Annotated in this window: 11 protein-coding genes and 2 pseudogenes; 7 read left to right on the top strand and 6 right to left on the bottom strand. The window is 70.4% G+C overall.

Going from position 1 to position 18,616, the window contains the following annotated elements; translation table 11 throughout:
* Positions 1-52: 52 nt before the first annotated feature.
* The 5 genes from ACEXOX_RS03275 to ACEXOX_RS03295 all read left to right on the top strand — a co-directional run bounded on the left by ACEXOX_RS03275 (position 53) and on the right by ACEXOX_RS03295 (position 6,497).
* Complete coding sequence (locus ACEXOX_RS03275; RefSeq protein WP_406518972.1) at positions 53-2,047, top strand: B12-binding domain-containing radical SAM protein; 1,995 nt, start codon at positions 53-55, stop codon at positions 2,045-2,047.
* The gene (locus tag ACEXOX_RS03280; RefSeq protein WP_406518974.1) at positions 2,044-3,045 is read left to right on the top strand and encodes a DUF692 family multinuclear iron-containing protein; all 1,002 of its coding nucleotides are present in this window, start codon (positions 2,044-2,046) and stop codon (positions 3,043-3,045) included. The genes ACEXOX_RS03275 and ACEXOX_RS03280 overlap by 4 nt, the downstream gene beginning before the upstream one ends.
* Entirely contained in the window at positions 3,042-3,842 is an 801-nt protein-coding gene (locus ACEXOX_RS03285; RefSeq protein WP_406518976.1) for a hypothetical protein, read from the top strand. Before ACEXOX_RS03280 ends, ACEXOX_RS03285 begins: the two co-directional genes overlap by 4 nt.
* A gap of 58 nt (positions 3,843-3,900) precedes the next feature.
* Positions 3,901-5,811 carry a RiPP maturation radical SAM C-methyltransferase gene (locus tag ACEXOX_RS03290; protein ID WP_406518977.1) on the top strand — a complete coding sequence of 637 codons (1,911 nt, stop codon included), beginning with the start codon at positions 3,901-3,903 and terminating at the stop codon, positions 5,809-5,811.
* Between the two features lie 83 nt (positions 5,812-5,894).
* A complete protein-coding gene (locus ACEXOX_RS03295) occupies positions 5,895-6,497 on the top strand; it encodes a DUF5825 family protein (RefSeq protein ID WP_406518978.1) in 603 nt (200 codons plus the stop codon).
* A 14-nt stretch (positions 6,498-6,511) separates the two neighbouring features.
* Here the strand turns inward: ACEXOX_RS03295 and ACEXOX_RS03300 are convergent, their stop codons facing one another.
* On the bottom strand, positions 6,512-7,213 hold the full coding sequence (locus tag ACEXOX_RS03300; RefSeq protein ID WP_406518979.1) for a class I SAM-dependent methyltransferase: 702 nt from the start codon (positions 7,211-7,213) through the stop codon (positions 6,512-6,514).
* 644 nt (positions 7,214-7,857) lie between these two features.
* Here ACEXOX_RS03300 and ACEXOX_RS03305 point away from each other — a divergent pair.
* Together ACEXOX_RS03305 and ACEXOX_RS03310 are read left to right on the top strand one after the other, a co-directional pair.
* The gene (locus ACEXOX_RS03305) at positions 7,858-8,199 is read left to right on the top strand and encodes a DoxX family protein (RefSeq protein WP_406518981.1); all 342 of its coding nucleotides are present in this window, start codon (positions 7,858-7,860) and stop codon (positions 8,197-8,199) included.
* 133 nt (positions 8,200-8,332) lie between these two features.
* A pseudogene (locus ACEXOX_RS03310) lies at positions 8,333-8,461 on the top strand (DUF397 domain-containing protein); the annotation flags it as partial.
* A 735-nt stretch (positions 8,462-9,196) separates the two neighbouring features.
* On the opposite strand, the gene ACEXOX_RS03315 reads toward ACEXOX_RS03310, so the two are convergent.
* The 5 genes and pseudogenes from ACEXOX_RS03315 to ACEXOX_RS03335 form a co-directional block, all read right to left on the bottom strand.
* A complete protein-coding gene (locus tag ACEXOX_RS03315) occupies positions 9,197-14,398 on the bottom strand; it encodes a beta-ketoacyl synthase N-terminal-like domain-containing protein (RefSeq protein ID WP_406518983.1) in 5,202 nt (1,733 codons plus the stop codon).
* An 82-nt stretch (positions 14,399-14,480) separates the two neighbouring features.
* Positions 14,481-14,672, bottom strand: a complete 192-nt coding sequence (locus ACEXOX_RS03320) for a ferredoxin (RefSeq protein ID WP_406518984.1) — start codon at positions 14,670-14,672, stop codon at positions 14,481-14,483.
* 81 nt (positions 14,673-14,753) lie between these two features.
* Positions 14,754-16,012: pseudogene (locus ACEXOX_RS03325) on the bottom strand (cytochrome P450).
* A gap of 29 nt (positions 16,013-16,041) precedes the next feature.
* Positions 16,042-17,100, bottom strand: coding sequence for a DegT/DnrJ/EryC1/StrS family aminotransferase (locus ACEXOX_RS03330; RefSeq protein WP_406518986.1), 1,059 nt, complete (start codon positions 17,098-17,100; stop codon positions 16,042-16,044).
* A gap of 59 nt (positions 17,101-17,159) precedes the next feature.
* Entirely contained in the window at positions 17,160-18,536 is a 1,377-nt protein-coding gene (locus ACEXOX_RS03335; RefSeq protein ID WP_406518988.1) for a glycosyltransferase, read from the bottom strand.
* Between the last annotated feature and the right edge of the window lie 80 nt (positions 18,537-18,616).

Genomic DNA, 18,616 nt, shown 5'->3' on the forward strand with positions numbered 1-18,616 from the left:
CGCGAAGAGCACACCGTGATGTACGGCCGTCCGTCGGTCAAGGAGGTGGGTCGTGCCGCGCGTATCGGCGGTGGACGGTGACCCCGTCGACGTGCTCCTCCTCTTCCCACCGCAGACCGAAGCCAGGTTCTTTCCGTATCTGAGCCTGCCTTATCTCACCGGCCATCTGCGGCGCCGGGGCCGGCGGGTCCACCAGGCCGACCTCAACATCGCCCTGCTCCACGAACTGCTGCGCGACCCCGGCGTGTTGGAGGTCGCGGCGCGTGCCGAGGGCGGCGACGGTATGAGCGACTGGTACCGCAGGGAGATGGCCCGTGCCGTCGACCAGCACATCCACGAGATCCGCGCACAGGTCATGCGGAAGACGTCACCGGGTGAGCTCGGCGCCGCACGCTCGGTGCGACTCGCCCGGCAGGCGCTCGAACTGTTCGTGCGGAACACCTTCCTGACATCCGCCTGGCGGGGTCTCGACGAACTCGACAGTGCGGTGCGGCGGGCGGCGGATCTGCCGCCCGCCGCATCCGGATCCGCGGTGGAGGCGCTCCACCGGCTGGTGGACCAACTGCTGGCCCGCCATCCGCCGCGGGTGGTCGGGCTGTCGGTGGCATTCTTCAGCCAGCTCGGCCCCGCCCTCCTGATCGCCGCCTGGGTCAGGAGGCTCCGCCCGCGCACCAGGATCTGCCTGGGTGGGCAGCAGGTCATGCTCCGCGATACGGACCTCGCGGACCTGCCGAGCCTCCGCCGCACGGTCGACGCACTGTGCTGGACCGCCGGAGAGGAGCCACTCGAACGCTGGCTCGACGCCCTCGACGGAACGATTCCCTCGACCGCAGTGCCCGGCATGACCTGGTTGCCGCGCTCGGGGGCCGCCGGCCGCTCCCGCCGGCCGCCGGCCCTGCGTCTCCGCGATCTCGGGCCTCCCGACCACGGCGGCCTGCCGGTCCGCTCGTACCTCAACGAGGGCATGGAAGTGGCGATCATCTCCTGCGTCGGCTGCTACTGGGGGCGGTGCGCGTTCTGCGCGTACGGCAACCGGTCGCTGCCGCCCGGCAGGTACCAGCAGGCCACCGTGAGGCAGGTCGCCGATGCGGTCGAGACGGTGGTCCGTGACACGGGGACACGGTTCGTGGCGATCGTGGACGAGAACACCAATCTGCGCCTGGTCTCGAAGGCGATGCGCGCCGTGCGCGAGCGCGGTGTGCGGGTCCGGTTCGGGGTGCGCAGCCGACTGGAGTCCAGCCTGGCCGACCCGGCGTTCTGCCGGACGCTGGCCGAAGTGGGCTGTGCGATGATCGCCGTCGGTTACGAGGGGAACTCGCAGCGCCTGCTCGACCTGATGGACCGGGGTGTGCGCGCGGCCGACTACCAGCGGATCGTGGACAACGTCACCGGGGCGGGGATCACTCTGCGGTTCTCGGTGATGGGCCACGTCCTGGACGAGCGTCCGGAGGAATTCGAGGAGTCCCTGCGGTTCCTGGTCGCCAACGAGCGGCACATCGGCATCGACGCACTCGAACTCCTGGTGCCCGAACCGGGCAGCAGGCTCGCACAGTCCCCGGAGCGTTTCGGGGTCTCGCTGGACACCTCGGGCCGGCTGGCCGGAAACCCCGAACTGAGCTACCTCGCCGGCCGGGTCGGCTACCCACTGGCGGTCCACGGCGGTCCGACGCGCGCCGAAGCCCTCGCCCGGCTGGAGCGGGTCTTCCAGGTGGTACGGCCCGGCCGGGTGAGCACCGTCCACCCGCCGTCGCGCCGCGCAGCGGACCGGGGCGGCCCGCACCCGGCCGATGCCGCGCGGCCGCACCCGTGGGTACGTACCGTGCCCGCCCGTCTCGACGCGGTACCCGACCGCATCCTGGTCGCCGATCTGGTGTGGGAACAGTTCTACGCGCTGCCGCGCCGTGACATCGAACAGCACCCCGACGGTCTGCTCACGGCCCGCACCGCCCGTGGCCAGCGGCTGCTGGCGCGGCTGGTCGACGTATCGGCCGCCGAGCCGTATCCGGCGGTACCCGCAGCCGCCCAGCGCACCAGGAGGTCGACGTGACCACCCCCTCTCCCACCGCCGCGCGCACCGCGGGCAGCGGGCCGGCACACCGGCTGGGTCTCGGTGTCCTTGTGGACATGCCATGGTCAGGAAAGGGTGTCGGCGGGCGGGGCGTCGGGTTCGTGGACACGGACGACGGTGGCGACATCAGCCCCCGGCTGCGGGCCTTCTTCCGGCGCCATGGCGGTGACTTCGGATACGCGTCCCACTCCTTCCAGCCACGCTCGCGTGCTCTTCCCCGGGCAGCCGACTACGTCCGCCCCTACGACCGGTTCGGTCAGGCGCTGCCTGCCGGTCTTCCCCGGGCCTTTCACCACACCGAACTCAACATGGGCACGCCCGAGCGCTACGACCGCCGGCCGGCCGCCGAGTTCGCCAACGAGCTCCACGCCCGGTACGGCTTCGCCTGGGTGGTGGAGGACTTGGGCATCTGGAGCCTGCGCGGCTGTCCGCTGCCGTATCCGCTCCCACCGCCGCTGACCGAGCCCGGGCTGGAGATCGCCACCCGCAATGCGGCCCAGGCCGCGCGGCTCCTGGTTCCGCCGTTGCATGTCGAGTTCCCCGGCTTCACCGAGGGCGGCTCGTTCGCGCTGGGCAGCCTCGACGCGTTCGAGTACTTCGCCAGGCTGGCCGACGACGCCGATGTGTGGGTGACGCTCGACGTCGGTCACCTGCTCAGCTACCAGTGGCTGCGCGGACGCACCGGCCCGTACATGTTCGACGGGATGGAGGCACTCCCGCTGCGCCGCTGCCGCGAACTCCACCTGTCAGGCTGCCAGATCGTCAACGGGAAGTTCCGCGATCTGCACCACGGCGTGCTCCTCGACGAGCAGATCGACCTCACCGCCCATCTGCTGTCCCGCTGTCCGCATCTCACCGGCGTCACCTACGAGGATCCGGTGTTCCGTGAGGACGGCCGGCTGGTGGAGAAGTCCCTGCGCAATTACGACCGGCTCAAGGCGCTGGTCGACGAGTGGCAAGGTGAGGGGCCCCTATGAGGGCACACCCCGGTCGCCGGCTGGACGGTCAGCAGCTCACCGACCTGCTGATGCGACTGCTGCTGGACGAACGCCTCAGGCAACGCCTGGCCGCCGAGGGCGCCGCAGCGGTCGCCTCGGGAGCCGGTGAGCTGGAGTGCCTGGAAACGGTCGATCTCACCGAACTCGACAGCGCCGCACGTCAGTTCCGCACGGCGATCTGGAAGCTGGGCAGGAACGGCGGCATCGCCTCCGCGTTCCCGGGCAGCCTGCGCATACTCGCGGCGGCGGGCGTCAAGGACGCGGAACTGCTCACCGGGTTCCTCCACTCCGAGGAGTTCGGCAGGTTCCGGCTTGTTCCCTACACCGGGCGCGGCCTGTCCGCGGAGGAGGCATTCGCCTCGTATCTGCTCGGCTTCGTCGCCGGGCACCCGGAGCGGCTCGCGAGCGCAGACGTGGACGCGCCCGTCGTACTGCGCGAAACCGTGACGCACGAACTGATGACGGCCCTGTTCACGGCGCTGGTCTGCGAACAGCCGCTGTCGTTCGACATCGCCGTCGAGGGAATCGTCACGACCGGCCGGGGCCATGCGGCCCTGCGCCGCTATACGCCCCGCTCCGTTGCTTCCTGGGCGGATCGCCCGACTGCCGCCGCCCGGCAGGAGAACGGAAGGCCGGTGGCCTACGCGTACTTCGCCACACCCGCCGGGGTCACGCGCGGAGCCGTCTCCGCGCAGATCACCGCGGCATTCGAGACCACCCCATCGGCCGAGGGCGACGCAGCCCGCCGCGCGCTGTCCGGGCGCGGGCTCTGGTGACGCCGCCCACCTCGGCGGGCACACCGGACGGCCTCGGTGAGAAAGGGGACGAACTGTCATGCGCATCGTATTGGTGGACATGCCGTGGTCGGCGATCGACGCCCCGTCGCTGGCCCTGGGCATCCTCAAACGCCGGGTCCTCGACGTCTTCCCGGACGCCCGGGTCGATGTCGTGCACGCCAACCTCGACTACGTCGACTGGCTGACGGCACGTACCGGCTTCACCTTCGAGGAGTACGACTTCTGCGCGAGCTCGTACTTCTCCGGACACAGCGAGTGGATCTTCTCGGCCGCCCTCAACGAGCTTCCCCGCTGGAACGTCACGGCGTTCAGCGGGGCGCTGGGGGAACGGGCACCCGAGCCGCTGCTCGCCAAGGCACAGGAACTGCACGAACTCGCCCCGCTGTTCGTTCGGGAGACCGCCGCCGGGATCGCCGCCGGTGCGCCCGACGTCGTCGGTTTCACCACGACGTTCGCACAGAACGCTGCCGCCCTCGCCACCGCCCGGGCGGTCAAAGCCCGCGCTCCGCACGCCATGACCGTGTTCGGCGGCGCGAACTGCGACGGCCCGCAGGGCGCGGCACTGCACCGGAACTTCCCGTTCGTCGACTTCGTCGTACGCGGTGAGGGTGAGGCGACGTTCCCCCAGCTGCTGGCCGCGCTCCGGGACGGTGGCGACCTCTCGGGGATCTCCGGCCTGTGCTGGCGTGACACCGACGGCCGCTGCGTCACCAATCCCATGGAGGACAAGCCCCTGCCCCCGGCGGCGCTGGTCACCCCCGAGTACGGCGACTACTTCGACCGCCACGCACGGTCCACCGCGGGCAGCTGGGTGGAGCCCCGCATCGTCGTGGAGGGCTCGCGCGGTTGCTGGTGGGGAGAGAAGCACCACTGCACGTTCTGTGGGCTCAACGGTTCGTTCATGGAGTTCCGCAGCAAGAACCCGCAGCGATTCGTCGACGAGATCCTCGGCTTGGTCGAGCGATACCGCATCCTCGACGTGTGGGTCACCGACAACATCCTCGACATGGCCTACCTCACCTCGATGGCGCCCCTGCTTCAGGAGTCCGGCTACGACCTGCGGCTGTGCTACGAGATCAAGTCGAACCTGCGGCGCGAACAGCTCCGGACCCTCGACGCGGCCGGCATCGGCTACATCCAGGCCGGTGTCGAGAATCTCAGCAGCCGGGTCCTGAAAATCATGGACAAGGGCGTGACCGGCTGCCAGAACGTTCGGCTGCTGCGCGACGCGGAGACCGTCGGCATGAACCTGAACTGGAATTACCTCTACGGTTTCCCCGGCGAACTGGAGGAGGACTACGACGAGATTTCCGACCAGGTCCCTGCCCTGCATCACCTCACCCCGCCCTTCAACGCCACCCGCATCAAGGTCGAACGCTTCAGCCCCTACTTCGACCGGCCCGAACTCGGCTTCGACCAGCTGCGGCCCGCCTCCCACTACCACCACATCTACGACCTGCCCGACTCCGAACTCGCCGATCTGGTCTACCTCTTCGACTCCCCCAAACGCGGCATCTCACCGTCCTGCCTGGACCGTCTGAAGCGGGCCGTGAGCGGCTGGAAGGACGCCTATGTGCACTGCCGTCTGACCCACTGCGACCTCGGAGACCGCATCGTCCTCGTCGACACCCGCCCCGGGTTCGCCTGGCACCTCCTCGACCTGACGGACCCGCTGGAGATGACCGTCTTCCGCCTCCTCGACATGCCGCACTCCCCCGCGGCCGTGCTGCACAAGGCCGCTGCCCGCCACGAGGACGCGACCGAGAGCCGGATCAATGAGATCCTCGCCCGCTGGCGCTGCCTCGGCCTCGTCTTCACCGACGGCGGCCAGTACATCCATGTCGCGCCGGAGGTCGCCAACCAGGACCTGATGCGCCTGGACGGCAGCCGCCTGCACAGCGCCGAGCCCCTGGCCCCGGCCCTCGCCGCCACCGGGGGAATCCGATGAGCCCGCTTGCCGCACGGCCCCCCGCGCCAGTGGCCCTGGACCTGTGGAGGGAACGCGACCCGGCGGCCAGGAACATCCCAGGGGTGTACGTCGGCACCCTCGACCTGATCGGCGACCACGTGGGCACCGTCGCGGCCCTTGCCGCCCGTCATGTCCAGTTCGCCCGGCTGTCCCGGACCGTCGACCTGACGGATCGCGACGGCGCCGCCGCGGTGACGGCCCTTGTAGCCGTCCGCGAACTCACCGCCTTCGGCATCGCCGTCGACTGGACGCTGCGCCTGCCCGAGCCCGGCACGGGCACGCCGGACGACTGGCAGCCGCTCAGCCACCTCCACCCGCCCACCGCCGTGATCCGTGACGGGGCGGGCGGCCTCGGCGGCTCCGGCGACGATATTGTCGTCCGGTGGCGCGACTCGTTCCACGCCGCGAAGTGCGGTTACCGCCGTGGCCCCGGTTTCATCGAGATCCGTGACCGCCGCAGCGGCTCGTTCAAGCGCCTCGTCATCCGCACCCACCAGCATGACGAGCTGTTCCGGGCTCTGTTGCGCGGTCTGCCGGAAACCGGTGTGCCCTCTTCGGTCATCGCGAGGTATCTGCCACCCGGCCTGATCCACCGGGCGGGACGTTTCCTGTGGTGGACGCCGTACCGGATCCGCCGCTGGCCGCTGAGCACCACCATCCCGTAGGCGGACGAGGAAGCTCAAACGGGAACCGCTTCCACCCAACTGTGGTCCTCGGTGAGGTACCGGACCAGGCGGAGCCCGGCCGCCGTCAGCATGCGCTCCAGCATCGCGTCCGGGACATCCCGGGCGCGGAAGGAGTGGGTCCATCGCATCCCGTCGATCTCGTACTCGATGCGTACGTCGGAGGCGCCGGGCACCGAGCGGTCCACGGAGACGACCCGCATGCGGATGCCCGCCCGCTCTCTGCCGACCGGTGCCCTGCGGGGGCCGTACCAGTCCTCGCCCTGACGCTCCACCAACACCTGCCCCGCGCCCGCCACATGCCGACGACAGCTTCGCAGCATCGCGCCGCATGAGGCCGGCTCGGCGGTGTTGAGCAGGTGTGAAGCAAGCAGTACGGCGTCGAACTGCTCACCGAGGTTCAGCTCCTCGACGGAACTGTGCACTGTACGGGCACCCTTGATCCGGCGGAGCATCTCCTCCGACTCGTCCACGGCCACCACTCGATATCCGCGCTCCAGCAGCACATGGGTCAGTCGCCCGGCCCCCGCACCCAGTTCGAGTATCGAGGCCCCCGGTGGAACTGCCTGAGCAATGATCTCCGGCTCGGCTCCGGCAGGAAGCCTGGAGTACAGCTCCACCGCGTTCCCGTCCGGTGTGAACGCCCCGGGACCGCTGCCGTGTCCACGATGTGCGGGTCCGTGTGCCCTCTCGCCCATCTGACGCTCCCGTGTCGAGTCACCTTGAGTAGCGGTGCGGGGCCGTTTCAGCGCCACCACCATAGGGGGCATCCAGGGTCGGTGTGCGAGTCTGCCGTGACAGTACTCCGGCCGACGCATGCACCATGGTGCTCCGCCGCAGGCCCTCGTTCCAGCTCAGCGCACACCCCGCCTCATGGCCGCGGCACCGGGCCCAGCCTGGGTGACCAGCCCGCAGGCCCACTGGCAGTTCTTCACGTCGGTCTTGCGTCCGACTTCTCAAGGGCCCCAGTCCGCAGTACCCAGCTGTGATGACGTCACCTGGGACGGGCATCGTCCGATTTTCGTAGGGCTGTGAGGCGCCAGAGAGTATGGCCGACAAGCCTCCGGGCCATGTGGCTGCCGGTACTCCACTCCCGGGTTTCCCGGGTTCCACCGTGTTCCGCGCGGGTACGGGTAGGTGCCGCGGGCCGTCATCGCCAGACAGTAGGCGGCCATGGTCAGCAGCCCCGCGCAGCACGGCACAGCCACGCGATGACGAAGCCGCATCCCGAACGCTCGTTCGAGTCACATTCCTGCGCCTGCGTTTCGTCCACGCGGCGACGAACTCACTACACCCTGCCGGAGCGCGACGCCCGGCAGGCACTGTACGAGGAGCACTCCTGATGTCCGCTGCCCACCTCACCACCACCTTGCTCGCCGCCGCCATGGCGGGCTTCTCCGCCACCGTCAGTCTCTTGAACACCACCTGGGCCGAACGCTCATTGACCGACTACGGCGTTCCCCGCTCGTGGTGGACCTGGCTCGGTGTGGCCAAGGCCGCGGGCGCCGCGGGCCTGCTGGTCGGCCTGTTCCTACCGGTCGTCGGCGTCATGGCGGGAATCGGACTGGCTCTGTATTTCGCCGGGGCCGTGATCACCCTCATCCGGGCGCACCGGTACGCGCACATCCCGGCCCCACTCATATTCGCGGCGCCGGTGATCGGCGCCCTGGCCTTGGGAGCGTAAGGGAGAGGTGTCGGCGACGGTGCTGTGGGCGCCGCTCAGCGCACACACCGCGAAGAGGCCGAGGCCGACGCCCGTCCGTTCCTCACCCGCTCCCCGATGGAAGACGTCGTGCGAGGCCGGTGATTGCGTTGAGCTGGTGTTCTCGCCGACGGCGGGGTGGCGGTACGCAATTCCCGGCACGCGGGGGCCAGCGTTGAGCTACACCCGCAAGGAGATCGCGGCCTTCGTCCAAGGGGCCAAGGTCGGGGATTTCGACGACCTTGCCGGACTCGGCCGACATCAACAGGTGCCGGACGGTGGTCACCCGTCCTCGCTCATTCCCTGCTCACCCGTCGCTCGGGCACCCCGTTAAGGTGCCACGGCCGGACACCACCGGGGAAACGACCGGGCCTGGTCCAACGCAGCCTCGGTCTGCAACGTCAGCGGCACCAGGGTGGCGAGAGTGATGATGACCGTCGTGGCGCTGAAAACCGATGGTCCACTTCTGCTGTGCGGTGAATCCCGCCGAGTGGGCACCACCTACGGCCTGCGTGTTACTCGGGCGGGCCATCTTGCGAAGAGCCGCAAGGATGCCGCCCAGGAGGAGACAGTGGGCGATCAGGCAGACAAAACCGCCACGTATGCGGACGCGCATGATGACGCCTCCCGACCTCACGCTGCCATTCGGAGCCTACTCCCACGTTCCCGCAGCCACACCCCTGAGCACATGAACCCACCCATGCACTTGCCGGATCTCAGCCGCAACCCTAGAAATGTCGATTGCCCATTTCAGAAGCGGACGCATACCCCACTCCGGAGAGGGGTCGCTGTTCGCGGTGCGTGGCTGTGCCCGTTCCGGCAGCGGGCTATTTCTGCCGGAACCAGGCCGCAATGGAGCGTTTGCAGGCGTCGGGCATGGTCAGGCCCTGAACCTCGTCGGCCGTCGAGGGCAACGGCCTTGACGGAGACGAGGCGGGCGGGTGGGTGCGGGTGCTCGGGAGAGTATCCGCACCCCGCGTCAGCGTTCCCCGTCCATCAGCCGGAAGAGTTCCTCGTCGCTGGCCGACGTGAGGTCCAGAGCCGCGCCGGAGTCGGCGTCCGTACCGCCGTCGCGTCCTGTGGTCGCCGCTTTCAAGCGTGCGGCCGTCTCCTCGGAGATCTCCGCACCGGCTGCGAGCAGGGACTCCAGCTCGGCCACGACAGAGGCCACGTCGCGTGCGGGGGCGGCCTGGCGCGCCAGCCGTCCGCGTACGAGGCGGACGACAGCGTGTGGCGTGGGGTGGTCGTACACGAGCGTGGCGGGGAGCCGCAGGTCCGTGGCCTCGATGAGGCGGTTGCGCAGTTCGACGGCGTTCACCGAGTTGACGCCCAGCTCCTTGAACGTGTGGCTGCCCTTCTCGTCGCGCAGTTCCTGTCCGCCGAGTACGGCCGAGGTCTCGGCGAGGACCAGGGCCAGTAGGTATGTCTGTTGTTCGGTGTCTTCGAGGCCGGAGAGGCGGGCGCTCAGGGCTCCGCCCTCGTCGGCGGTGGGTTGTACGGTCGCGGTGCCCGGGATGTTCGCGGACTTCGCGGAACCACCGGGGGCGGCCGCGCCTGTCGGGGTTGGTGCCGGCCAGAACCGCCGCCGCTGGAACGCGTACGTCGGCAGGGCCGCGGGGCGGGCCCCGGGGAGCACCGCGTTCCAGTCGACGGGGGTGCCATGGGCGTGCACCCGGGCGACTGCGGTGAGGAGGGCGTCCCGATCCGGGGTTCCGGCGCGCAGACCGGGGATCACGACGGCCCCGGGCCGTGGGTCCGCCGTCTCCAGGCATTCGTCGATCATCGGGGTGAGCACCGGCTCGGCGCCCAGTTCCAGGAAGCCGGTGCCGCGTGCGTCCAGCACCCGGCCGATCGCGTCCTTGAAGCGTACGGACTGCCGTACGTGCCGTACCCAGTGCTCCGGGTCGCGTGCCTCCTCGCCGGTGAGCGGGCGGCCGGTGACGGTGGAGACGAGGGGGATGGTGGGCGCGGCGTAGGACAGAGTGCGGACGATCGCGCGGAACTCGTCCAGCACGGGGTCCATCAGCGGCGAGTGGGGGGCAGTGCTCACCAGGAGCCTGCGGGTCTTGTGGCCGGCGGCGGCGAGTTGGTCCGTGAGGGTGGCGAGCGGGGCCTCGGCGCCCGAGAGGACGAGGGAGTGCGGACCGTTGACGGCCGCGATCGACACCGTGTCCGTCAGCTCCGCCAGCCACGGGGTCACCTCGGCCTCCGTGATGCGTACGGCCACCATCGCGCCGCCGGGCGGCAGCGCGCCCATCAGTCTGCTCCGGGCCGCCACCAGGGTGCACGCGTCCTGGAGGGAGAGCACGCCCGTCACCTGTGCGGCGGCGATCTCGCCGACCGAGTGCCCCACCAGGTGGTCCGGGATCACGCCCCAGGACGCGAACAGCCGGTACAGGGCGATCTGCACGGCGAACAGCGCGGGCTGCGTGTAGGTGGTGTCGTCGAGGAGGGCTGCCTCTTCGGAGCCGGGGTCGGCCCACATCACCGAGGTCAGCGGCCGCGGCAGGAGGGGATCCAGGGTGGCGCACGCCTCCCGGAGCGCCTGCCCGAAGACGGGGAACGCCTCGGCTGCCGCGCGGCCCATGCCGTTGCGCTGGCTGCCCTGGCCGGAGAAGACGAAGGCCAGCCCGCCCGGCGTGGCATCGTGCAGGGTGACGCCTGCGGCCCGCTCGCCGTTTCCGAACTGCGCCGCGGCGGCCAGCAGTTGTGCGCGGTCGGGTCCGCTGATGACGGCCCGGTGCCGGTGCAGGGTACGGATGGTGGCCAGGGCGTGGGCGACATCCTGGGCGCGCAGGCCGGGGTGGGCGGCCACATGCTCGTTCAGGCGATGTGCCTGTGCGCGCAGCGCCGTCCTGCTGCGGGCGGACAGCACCCAGGGCACGGCCGTGTCGTCGGCCGGTTCCGTGGCCAGGGCCGTCCCGGGTGCGTCCCGAGCCACGACTCCCGCTTCTGCCGTCTTCCCGTCCGGTGCTTCCTCCAGGATCACGTGGGCGTTGGTCCCGGTGAGCCCGAAGGAGGACACCCCTGCCCGTCGCGCGCGTCCGTTCTCCCGTGGCCAGGGCCGGGACTCGGTCAGCAGCCGTACCGATCCGGCGGTCCAGTCCACCTTGGCCGAGGGGGCGTCCACGTGGAGCGTGCCGGGCAGGACGTCGTGGCGCAGCGCGAGTACCGTCTTGATGACTCCGGTGACCCCGGCGGCGGCCTGCGTGTGCCCGATGTTCGACTTCACCGAGCCCAGCCACAACGGCCGGCCTTCGGGTCGCTCCTGGCCGTACGTGGCCAGCAGGGCCTGGGCCTCGATGGGGTCGCCGAGCGGGGTGCCGGTGCCGTGGCCTTCCACGGCGTCCACGTCCCGCGGTGTCAGCCCGGCGTCGGTCAGGGCTTGGCGGATGACGTGCTGCTGTGCGGGACCGCTCGGCGCGGTGAGCCCGTTGGAGGCGCCGTCCTGGTTCACGGCGGAGCCCCGTATGAGCGCGAGGACGGGGTGTCCGTTGCGCCGGGCGTCGCTCAGCCGTTCCAGCAGCAGCAGTCCCGCGCCCTCCGACCACGCGGAGCCGTTCGCGGCGTCGGCGTACGCCATGGCCCGGGAGTCGGGGGACAGCGCGCGCAGCCGGGAGAAGTGCGCGAAGGGCGCCGGCGTCGCCATGACGGTGACGCCGCCGGCCAGTGCCAGGTCGGTCTCGCCCGACCGCAGGGACCGGCAGGCCAGGTGCAGGGCGACGAGGGAGGACGAGGAGGCGGTGTCGACCGTCAGCGCGGGGCCTTCGAGCCCGTAGGTGTAGGCGATGCGTCCGGAGACCGCGCTGCCGGCGGTTCCGGTGATGAGCATGCTCTCCCACGCGCTGGGCGCGGCGGATGCGGTGGCCGCGTAGCCGCGGTCCATCGCCCCCGTGTACACGCCCGTACGGGTTCCCTTGAGGGATGCCGGGTCGATGCCTGCCCGCTCGAAGGTCTCCCAGGCCGCTTCCAGGAGCAGTCGCTGTTGCGGGTCGGTCGCCGTCGCCTCCTGGTCGGACAGGCCGAAGAAACCGGCGTCGAAGTCGCCCGCGTCGTGCAGGAATCCGCCTTCGCGCGCGTAGGAGGTGCCCGGGCGGTCGGGGTCCTCGTCGAAGAGCCGGTCGAGGTCCCAGCCGCGGTCGTCCGGGAAGCCGGACATCGCGTCGGTCCCGTCGGTGAGCAGGTCCCACAGGGCTTCGGGGGAATCTGCGCCGCCCGGCAGCCGACAGGCCATGCCGACGATCGCCACCGGGTCGGCGCCGTCCGCCGGAATCCGGTACGGCTCCTCCGGGGACGGCTCCTCCTGCTCGGCCAGTACGCGCGCGACGGACCGGGGAGTGGGGTGATCGAAGGCCAGGGTGACCGGGAGGGGCAGGCCGGTCTCCTCGCGCAGCAGATTCCGCAGCCGGACCGCTCGGACGGAGTCGAGCCCCAGTCGGCGGAAGTCCGTGTCGGAGGAGAAGGGGACGGCCGTGCCGTCGTGGCCGAGCACCTGGCCGACGCAGTCGCGTACGAGGTCCAGCGCCTCCTCGGCCGTGTCCGGGGGGACCGCGCCGGGACGGGCCGGAACGGTCACCGCGGCGAGGCCGGTGAGCAGCCGCTTGATCGCCCTGCGGTCGGGTTTTCCGGCGGCGGAGAGGGGAAGCTCGGGCACGGTGACCAGTTCGAGGGGGATCTTGTGGTCGGCAAGACCCTGCCGGCGCAGGAAGGCGGTCACCTCGCGCAGGCCGATCGTGCGGTCCGCGCGGCCGGTGACGACCAGGCACGGGTACTCACCGAGCCGGTCGTCCGGTGCGCCGGCCACGGCCAGCGGCCCCAGGCCGGTGAGGCCCGCGAGCAGGGCCTCGACCTCGGTGCCGGAGAACGTCCGGCCGCCCGTGTTGATCTGCTCGGCCGCCCGGCCGTGCAGCACCACCACACCGTCCGCGCCGATGGCCGCGAGGTCGCCGGTGCGCAGCCAGCCGTCCTCGGTGAGGGCCGAACGCGTCAGCTCCGGCTCGCGGAAGTAGCCGCGGAACAGGCTCGGCCCCCGGTACTGGAGTTCGCCCCGCTCCCCCGCCGCGCACAGCTCGCCGTCCTCGTCGACGACCCGTACGGCCACGCCGGTGACCGGCTTCCCCACACTGCCGTCGGGGTCGCCGGCCCGGGTGCGGGTGCCGGTGCCGATTTCGGTCATTCCCCACACCACGACCAGTTCGCAGTCGAGGGTGTCGCGGACCCGGGCGGCGAGCGCGGGGGCGACGTCGGCTCCCGCCGTGCGCACCTGGTACGGCGCGAACCCCGCCGGCTTGTCCGTCCTGGCCAGCCGCTCGACGGCGTCTCGCAGTTGTGCGGGGACGGCGAAGACGACGCGGGGGTCGTGCTGCCGCGCCAGTTCCAGGAACCGGTCCACGTCCCAGCCGGTGAGCAGGACCTGCCCGCAGGCGGCGGACAGCGCCGCGTGCATCGCCTGGAGGCCGAACAGATGCGTCATCGGGCAGGCCGTGAGGACCGTACCGGTGAAGGCGTCGGCGGCCTCGGCGGTGACGGCCGCGGTGTTCGCCAGCAGGCCGTCGTGGCTGTGCACGCAGAGCTTGGGCCGCGCCGAGGTCGTCCCGGACGAGGGGATCAGGGCGAGCGGCATGTCGGGAGTGACGTCGACCGGCTGGGGTACGCTGCCCGCCCAGGCCGCCAGGAGCCCGTCCAGCGACCTGATCCCCCGCTCCTCTGCCGGTGTTCCGGCCAGCAGTACGCTGCGCAGCGACGGCACACTCTCCAGGAGCGAACGGACCGTCGCCCCACTCTCACTTCCGGAGTCCGACAGGACGAGCAGAACGGGTTCCACCCGGGTCAGCAGTGCTTGGAGCTCCTGGGCCGTGGTGCCCTGGTGGACGGGCAGCAGGACAGCTCCGACGGCCGCGGCAGCCAGGTGCAGGGTGACGTACTCCCAGCAGTTCGGCAGCCGGGCAGCGACCACGTCACCGGGCGCGACCCCCGATTCCTGGAGGCCACGCGCCAGGGCGTCGACGTCCGACCGCCACCGCGCCCACGTCCACGAGCGGTCCCCGTCGACGAGGGCCACCGCGTCAGGGGCGGTCTCCACGGCGGTCTCGAACACCTCGGGCAGTGTGCGGCCGCCCGGTGGCCCCGCCGTGTCGGTGGGCGGCTTCATCGCGTAGTCATCTGTGGGGACGGGCACCATTACTCCCGGATCGCTCTCAAGCACTCTCGTCAGTCATGGGACGGGGCGGGGTCCGGACACGGGCTCCTGCCCTGGTCAGGGCTCAGCCCTCGTGCACGGTGATCGCCCGGGACGGGCACAGGGCGCCCGCCAGGCGGACCGTGGACTCCTGGTCGGGGCCGGGCTCGGTGAGGAGGGTGACCAGCCCGTCGTCGTCCTGGTCGAAGACCGCGGGTGCGTTCAGCACGCACTGGCCGGCCCCCACACAGCGGTCGGGATCTACGGTGATACGCATGTCGTTCGTCTCTCCTGCGGTGGAAGTGACCGCCCGGCGGCCGGTGGCGCGCGCCGCCGGGCGGACGGGGCCGGGTTCCGGCTACCAGCGGACCGGCAGCTCTTTCAGGCCGTGGAGCACGCCGTCGTACTTGATGTCCAAGCCGTCGGCGGGCACGGCGAGTTCGAGGCCCGGGATGCGTTCGAAGAGCTTGCGGTACGCGACCTCCATCTCGACCCGCACCAGGTTCTGCCCCAGGCACTGGTGCACGCCGTAGCCGAAGGCCACGTGGTGGCGGGCGGAGCGGGAGGGGTCGAACCGGTCGGGGCACGCGAAGACGTTCTCGTCGTGGTTGGCAGCGGCGACCAGCGGCACGATGCCCTCCCCCGCCCTGACGAGCTGTCCGGCGATCTCCACGTCCTGGACCGCTACGCGCAGGGACACCAGGTCGGCGACCGAGTGGAAGCGCAGCGTCTCCTCCACCGCCCGCTCGTCGCCGATCCACTGCGGGTTGGCCAGCAGGGTGACCACGCCGAGCGCGATGTTGTTGGCCGTGGTCTCGTGGCCGGCGATGAGCAGCAGCATCAGCACGCCGGACATCTCGTGGGGGGCGATGGTGCCGGTGGCCAGCAGCCGGGTGACGAGGTCGTCGCCGCCCCACTTCTGCTTGATCTCCACCAGCCGGTTGATGTAGCGCAGGAGGTCCTTGGCGGCGGCCATGCGGTCCTCGTCGGTGGAGGAGCGGAGGGCCACCAGGATGCGGGTCCTGGATTCGAAGAACTCGCGGTCGGCGGGCGGAACGCCGAGCAGCGAGGAGATCACCAGGGAGGGGATGGGCAGGGCGAAGTCGGCGACCAGGTCGGCGGTGTTGCCCGCGGCCAGCATGGCGTCCAGCTGCGCGTCCACCGTGCGCTCGATCGCGGGCTTCATCGCGCGCACGCGCCGGACGGTGAACTCCGGGATGAGGGCCTTGCGGAACCGGTCGTGATCGGGTGAGTCCATGCCCACGAACCAGCCCGGGATCTGGTCCTGCTTGGGCACGCCCAGGGTCTCCCCCACGTTGGGGAATCCCTCGTGCTGGGGGTTGGAGCTGATGCCCGGGTTGGTCAGTACGGCGCGTACGTCCTCGTGCCGGGTGACCAGCCACACGCGTTTGCCGTCGGACAGGTGCGAGAGGACCAGCCCTTTGCGGCCGCGGTAGCCGGCGTAGTCGGGCGGGGGAACGGCACGCCGGGCTCGCGCGCGGGGAACTCGACGACCAGGGGTTCCGTGCCGGGCTCGGCGGGGTCGGCCACGTCCGTGGCGGCTGTCTGTGCCGAGACCGGGCAGGTCCGCGGCGGGGCCGGGTCGGTGTGCGTCATGGGTGGGTGTCCCCTTTCGAACGGCCCGGTCAGCCGGCGCCGTAGAACGCGCGGACCCGGTCGATCACGAATTCCTGGTCGGTGGCGGTCAGTCCGGTGTGCGTGGGCAGGTAGAGGCCGTCCTCGGCGAACGTGTTCGCCTTGAGCGTGGGCCAGTCGGGGTGGAAGTACATGGGCTGCCGGCTCATCGGCTTGAAGAACAGCCGGGTCTCGACGGACTCCCCGGCCAGGAACTCGCGCAGTTCCTCGCGGCGTTCGGCCCGCAGGTCGTACATCCACAGCACGTCACGCGGCGGCATCAGCGTGATGCCGGGAATGCCGGCGAGCCCCTCGTCGTAGCGCCGCTCGATCTCGCGGCGGGTTTCGAGGATGTCGTCCAGGCGCTCGGTCTGGGCGAGTGCCACGGCGGCCTGCATGGCTGTCATGCGGAAGTTGTAGGCGACCTTCTTGTGCAGGAAACTGTGGTCCTTGGTGAAGGCCATGGCCCGCAGGTGTGCCAGCTGTCCGGCCAGCCGGGGGTCGTCGGTGAGGCAGATGCCGCCCTCCCCCGCCGTAATGATCTTGTTGGCGAACAGCGAGTAGCACGCGATGTCACCGACCGGGCGGATGCCGTGGGCCTCGGCGCTGTCCTCCACGACCCGCAGGTTGTACTGGTACGCGATGTCCATGATCGCGTCCATGTCGCAGCGGCGGCCGTAGACGTGGACGGGCATGACGGCCTTCGTCCGGGCGGTGATCTTCTCCTCGATGCGGGTGACATCGATGTTGAGGTCGTCCCCGCAGTCGACGAAAACGGGCGTCGCGCCGGTGTAGGTGACCGCCCACGCCGAGGCGATCATGGTGAACTCCGGGACGATCACCTCGTCACCGGGGCCGATGCCCAGGGCCCGCAGGGCCAGCGTCAGGGCCGCCGTCCCGGAGGAACAGGACACGCCGTGCGCGACGTCGTTGTAGTCCGCGAAGGCGCGTTCGAAACGCTGGACCATCGGGCCCTGGGACGATATCCAGCCGTCAGTGACGGCACCGGTCAGATACTCCAGCTCTCTGCCGTCCAGGTGGGGCCTGGACACGGGGTACTTGAACGACATCCGCTGCCTCTTCCTCGTCTTCCTGTAGTCCTCGTACGTACGTGTGTGCTCGTGCGGCCTTATGCCAGGGCCGGGTGACCGAGGACCAGCTCGGCAGCGGTCTCCCGGCCGCCCGCCGCACGTTGCAGGGCGCCGAGCCGCTCCGCGTTCTCACGGAAGGAAGGGGTCTCCAGCACCCGCGTGAGCTTGTCGATCACGTCGTCGACGTCCATGTCCCGCGGCCGGTCCAGGGTCAGGCTGATGCCGAAGTCCCGGCCGCGCGCGGCCTGGTCGTAGCAGTCCACCCACAGCGGCCGCACCACGAGCGGCTTGCCGAAGTACACACCCTCGTTGAAGCCGTTGCCGCCACCGTGGGTGAAGAACACCTTCACGTTCGGATGGGCCAGCACGTCCAACTGCGACGGGACCCAGCTCTCGACACGGAGGTTCGCCGGCAGCGACTCCTTCGGCGGCAGCATGTGCTGCTGTTCCGAGGGCAGCTTCCACAGCACCTGGTGCCGCCCTTCGAGCCGGCGGGTGACCTCCACCATGGCGTCGACCTGCTCCTGGGTGAGCCGGGTGATCGTCCCGAAGCCCGCGTAGATGACCGAGGACTGCTCGTCCAGCCATCGCGACACATCGTCGTCCTGCGACGCCTCCGGCAGCGGCGGCACCATCGCACCGACCAGGCGTATCTTCTCCGGAATGTCGAAGGGGTAGTCCAGCTCGGCGATCGAGTTGCACAGCACCAGGTCGGCGCGGTCGATTCGCGTCATCAGACTGAGCTTCCCGATGCCGTGTGCCTTGCGCCGCCGGTTCTCCTCCGCCACCACCTTGCTCATCTCGGGCGTGAGGAACATCGCCAGGTTCCGCCACTTGAACAGCGCGTTGCTCATGCGCTGCGGCAACGTCATCGGATAAGGCAGGCCCGTGTGCGGCACCGGGAAGCCCCGCGGGGTGTAGCCCTTGGTGAAGGGCACGAACGCGGTCAGCACGTTGCTCGGCACGAACGGGACACTCAGCACGAAGGGGATCTTGCGGGAGATCGCCAGCTCGATCGCGAACGCGCTGATGCAGTCGATGACCATCAGCGCCGGCTTCACCTCGTCGACGACGGCCGCCAGCTTGTGGAACTTCTCCTCGTGCCGTCCGGGCTTGTAGGAGTGCCGCACCACCGCGCGGTGCGCCTTGAACCGCGAGGACTGAGTGACCTCGCGGTAGACCGCGTCGTCCCAGGTCACCGCCGACAGCTCGGTGACCACCTCACCCGTCGAGGCGAACTCCACGGGGGACCCCACCCCGGTCTTCTTCACGTCCCCGCGCCGCGGCTCGTCGGTGGCGAACCAGAGATCCGGAACATTCCGGCGGGAGAGTTCCTCGGCGAGTACGAGCAGCGGATTGGCCAGCCCGCTCTCCGGAAGACTGACGAAGAGGATCGGCCGTCGGGCGGAATCCATTGTTTTCCTTTCAGCGATGACGGACGGGGTCGGCAAGCGCACCGGCATGCGGGCCACCGGCCGCGCGCTCTGTGCTCTCG

The sequence above is a fragment of the Streptomyces sp. Ac-502 genome, from assembly GCF_045222935.1.
Taxonomy (GTDB): Bacteria; Actinomycetota; Actinomycetes; order Streptomycetales; family Streptomycetaceae; genus Streptomyces; species Streptomyces monomycini.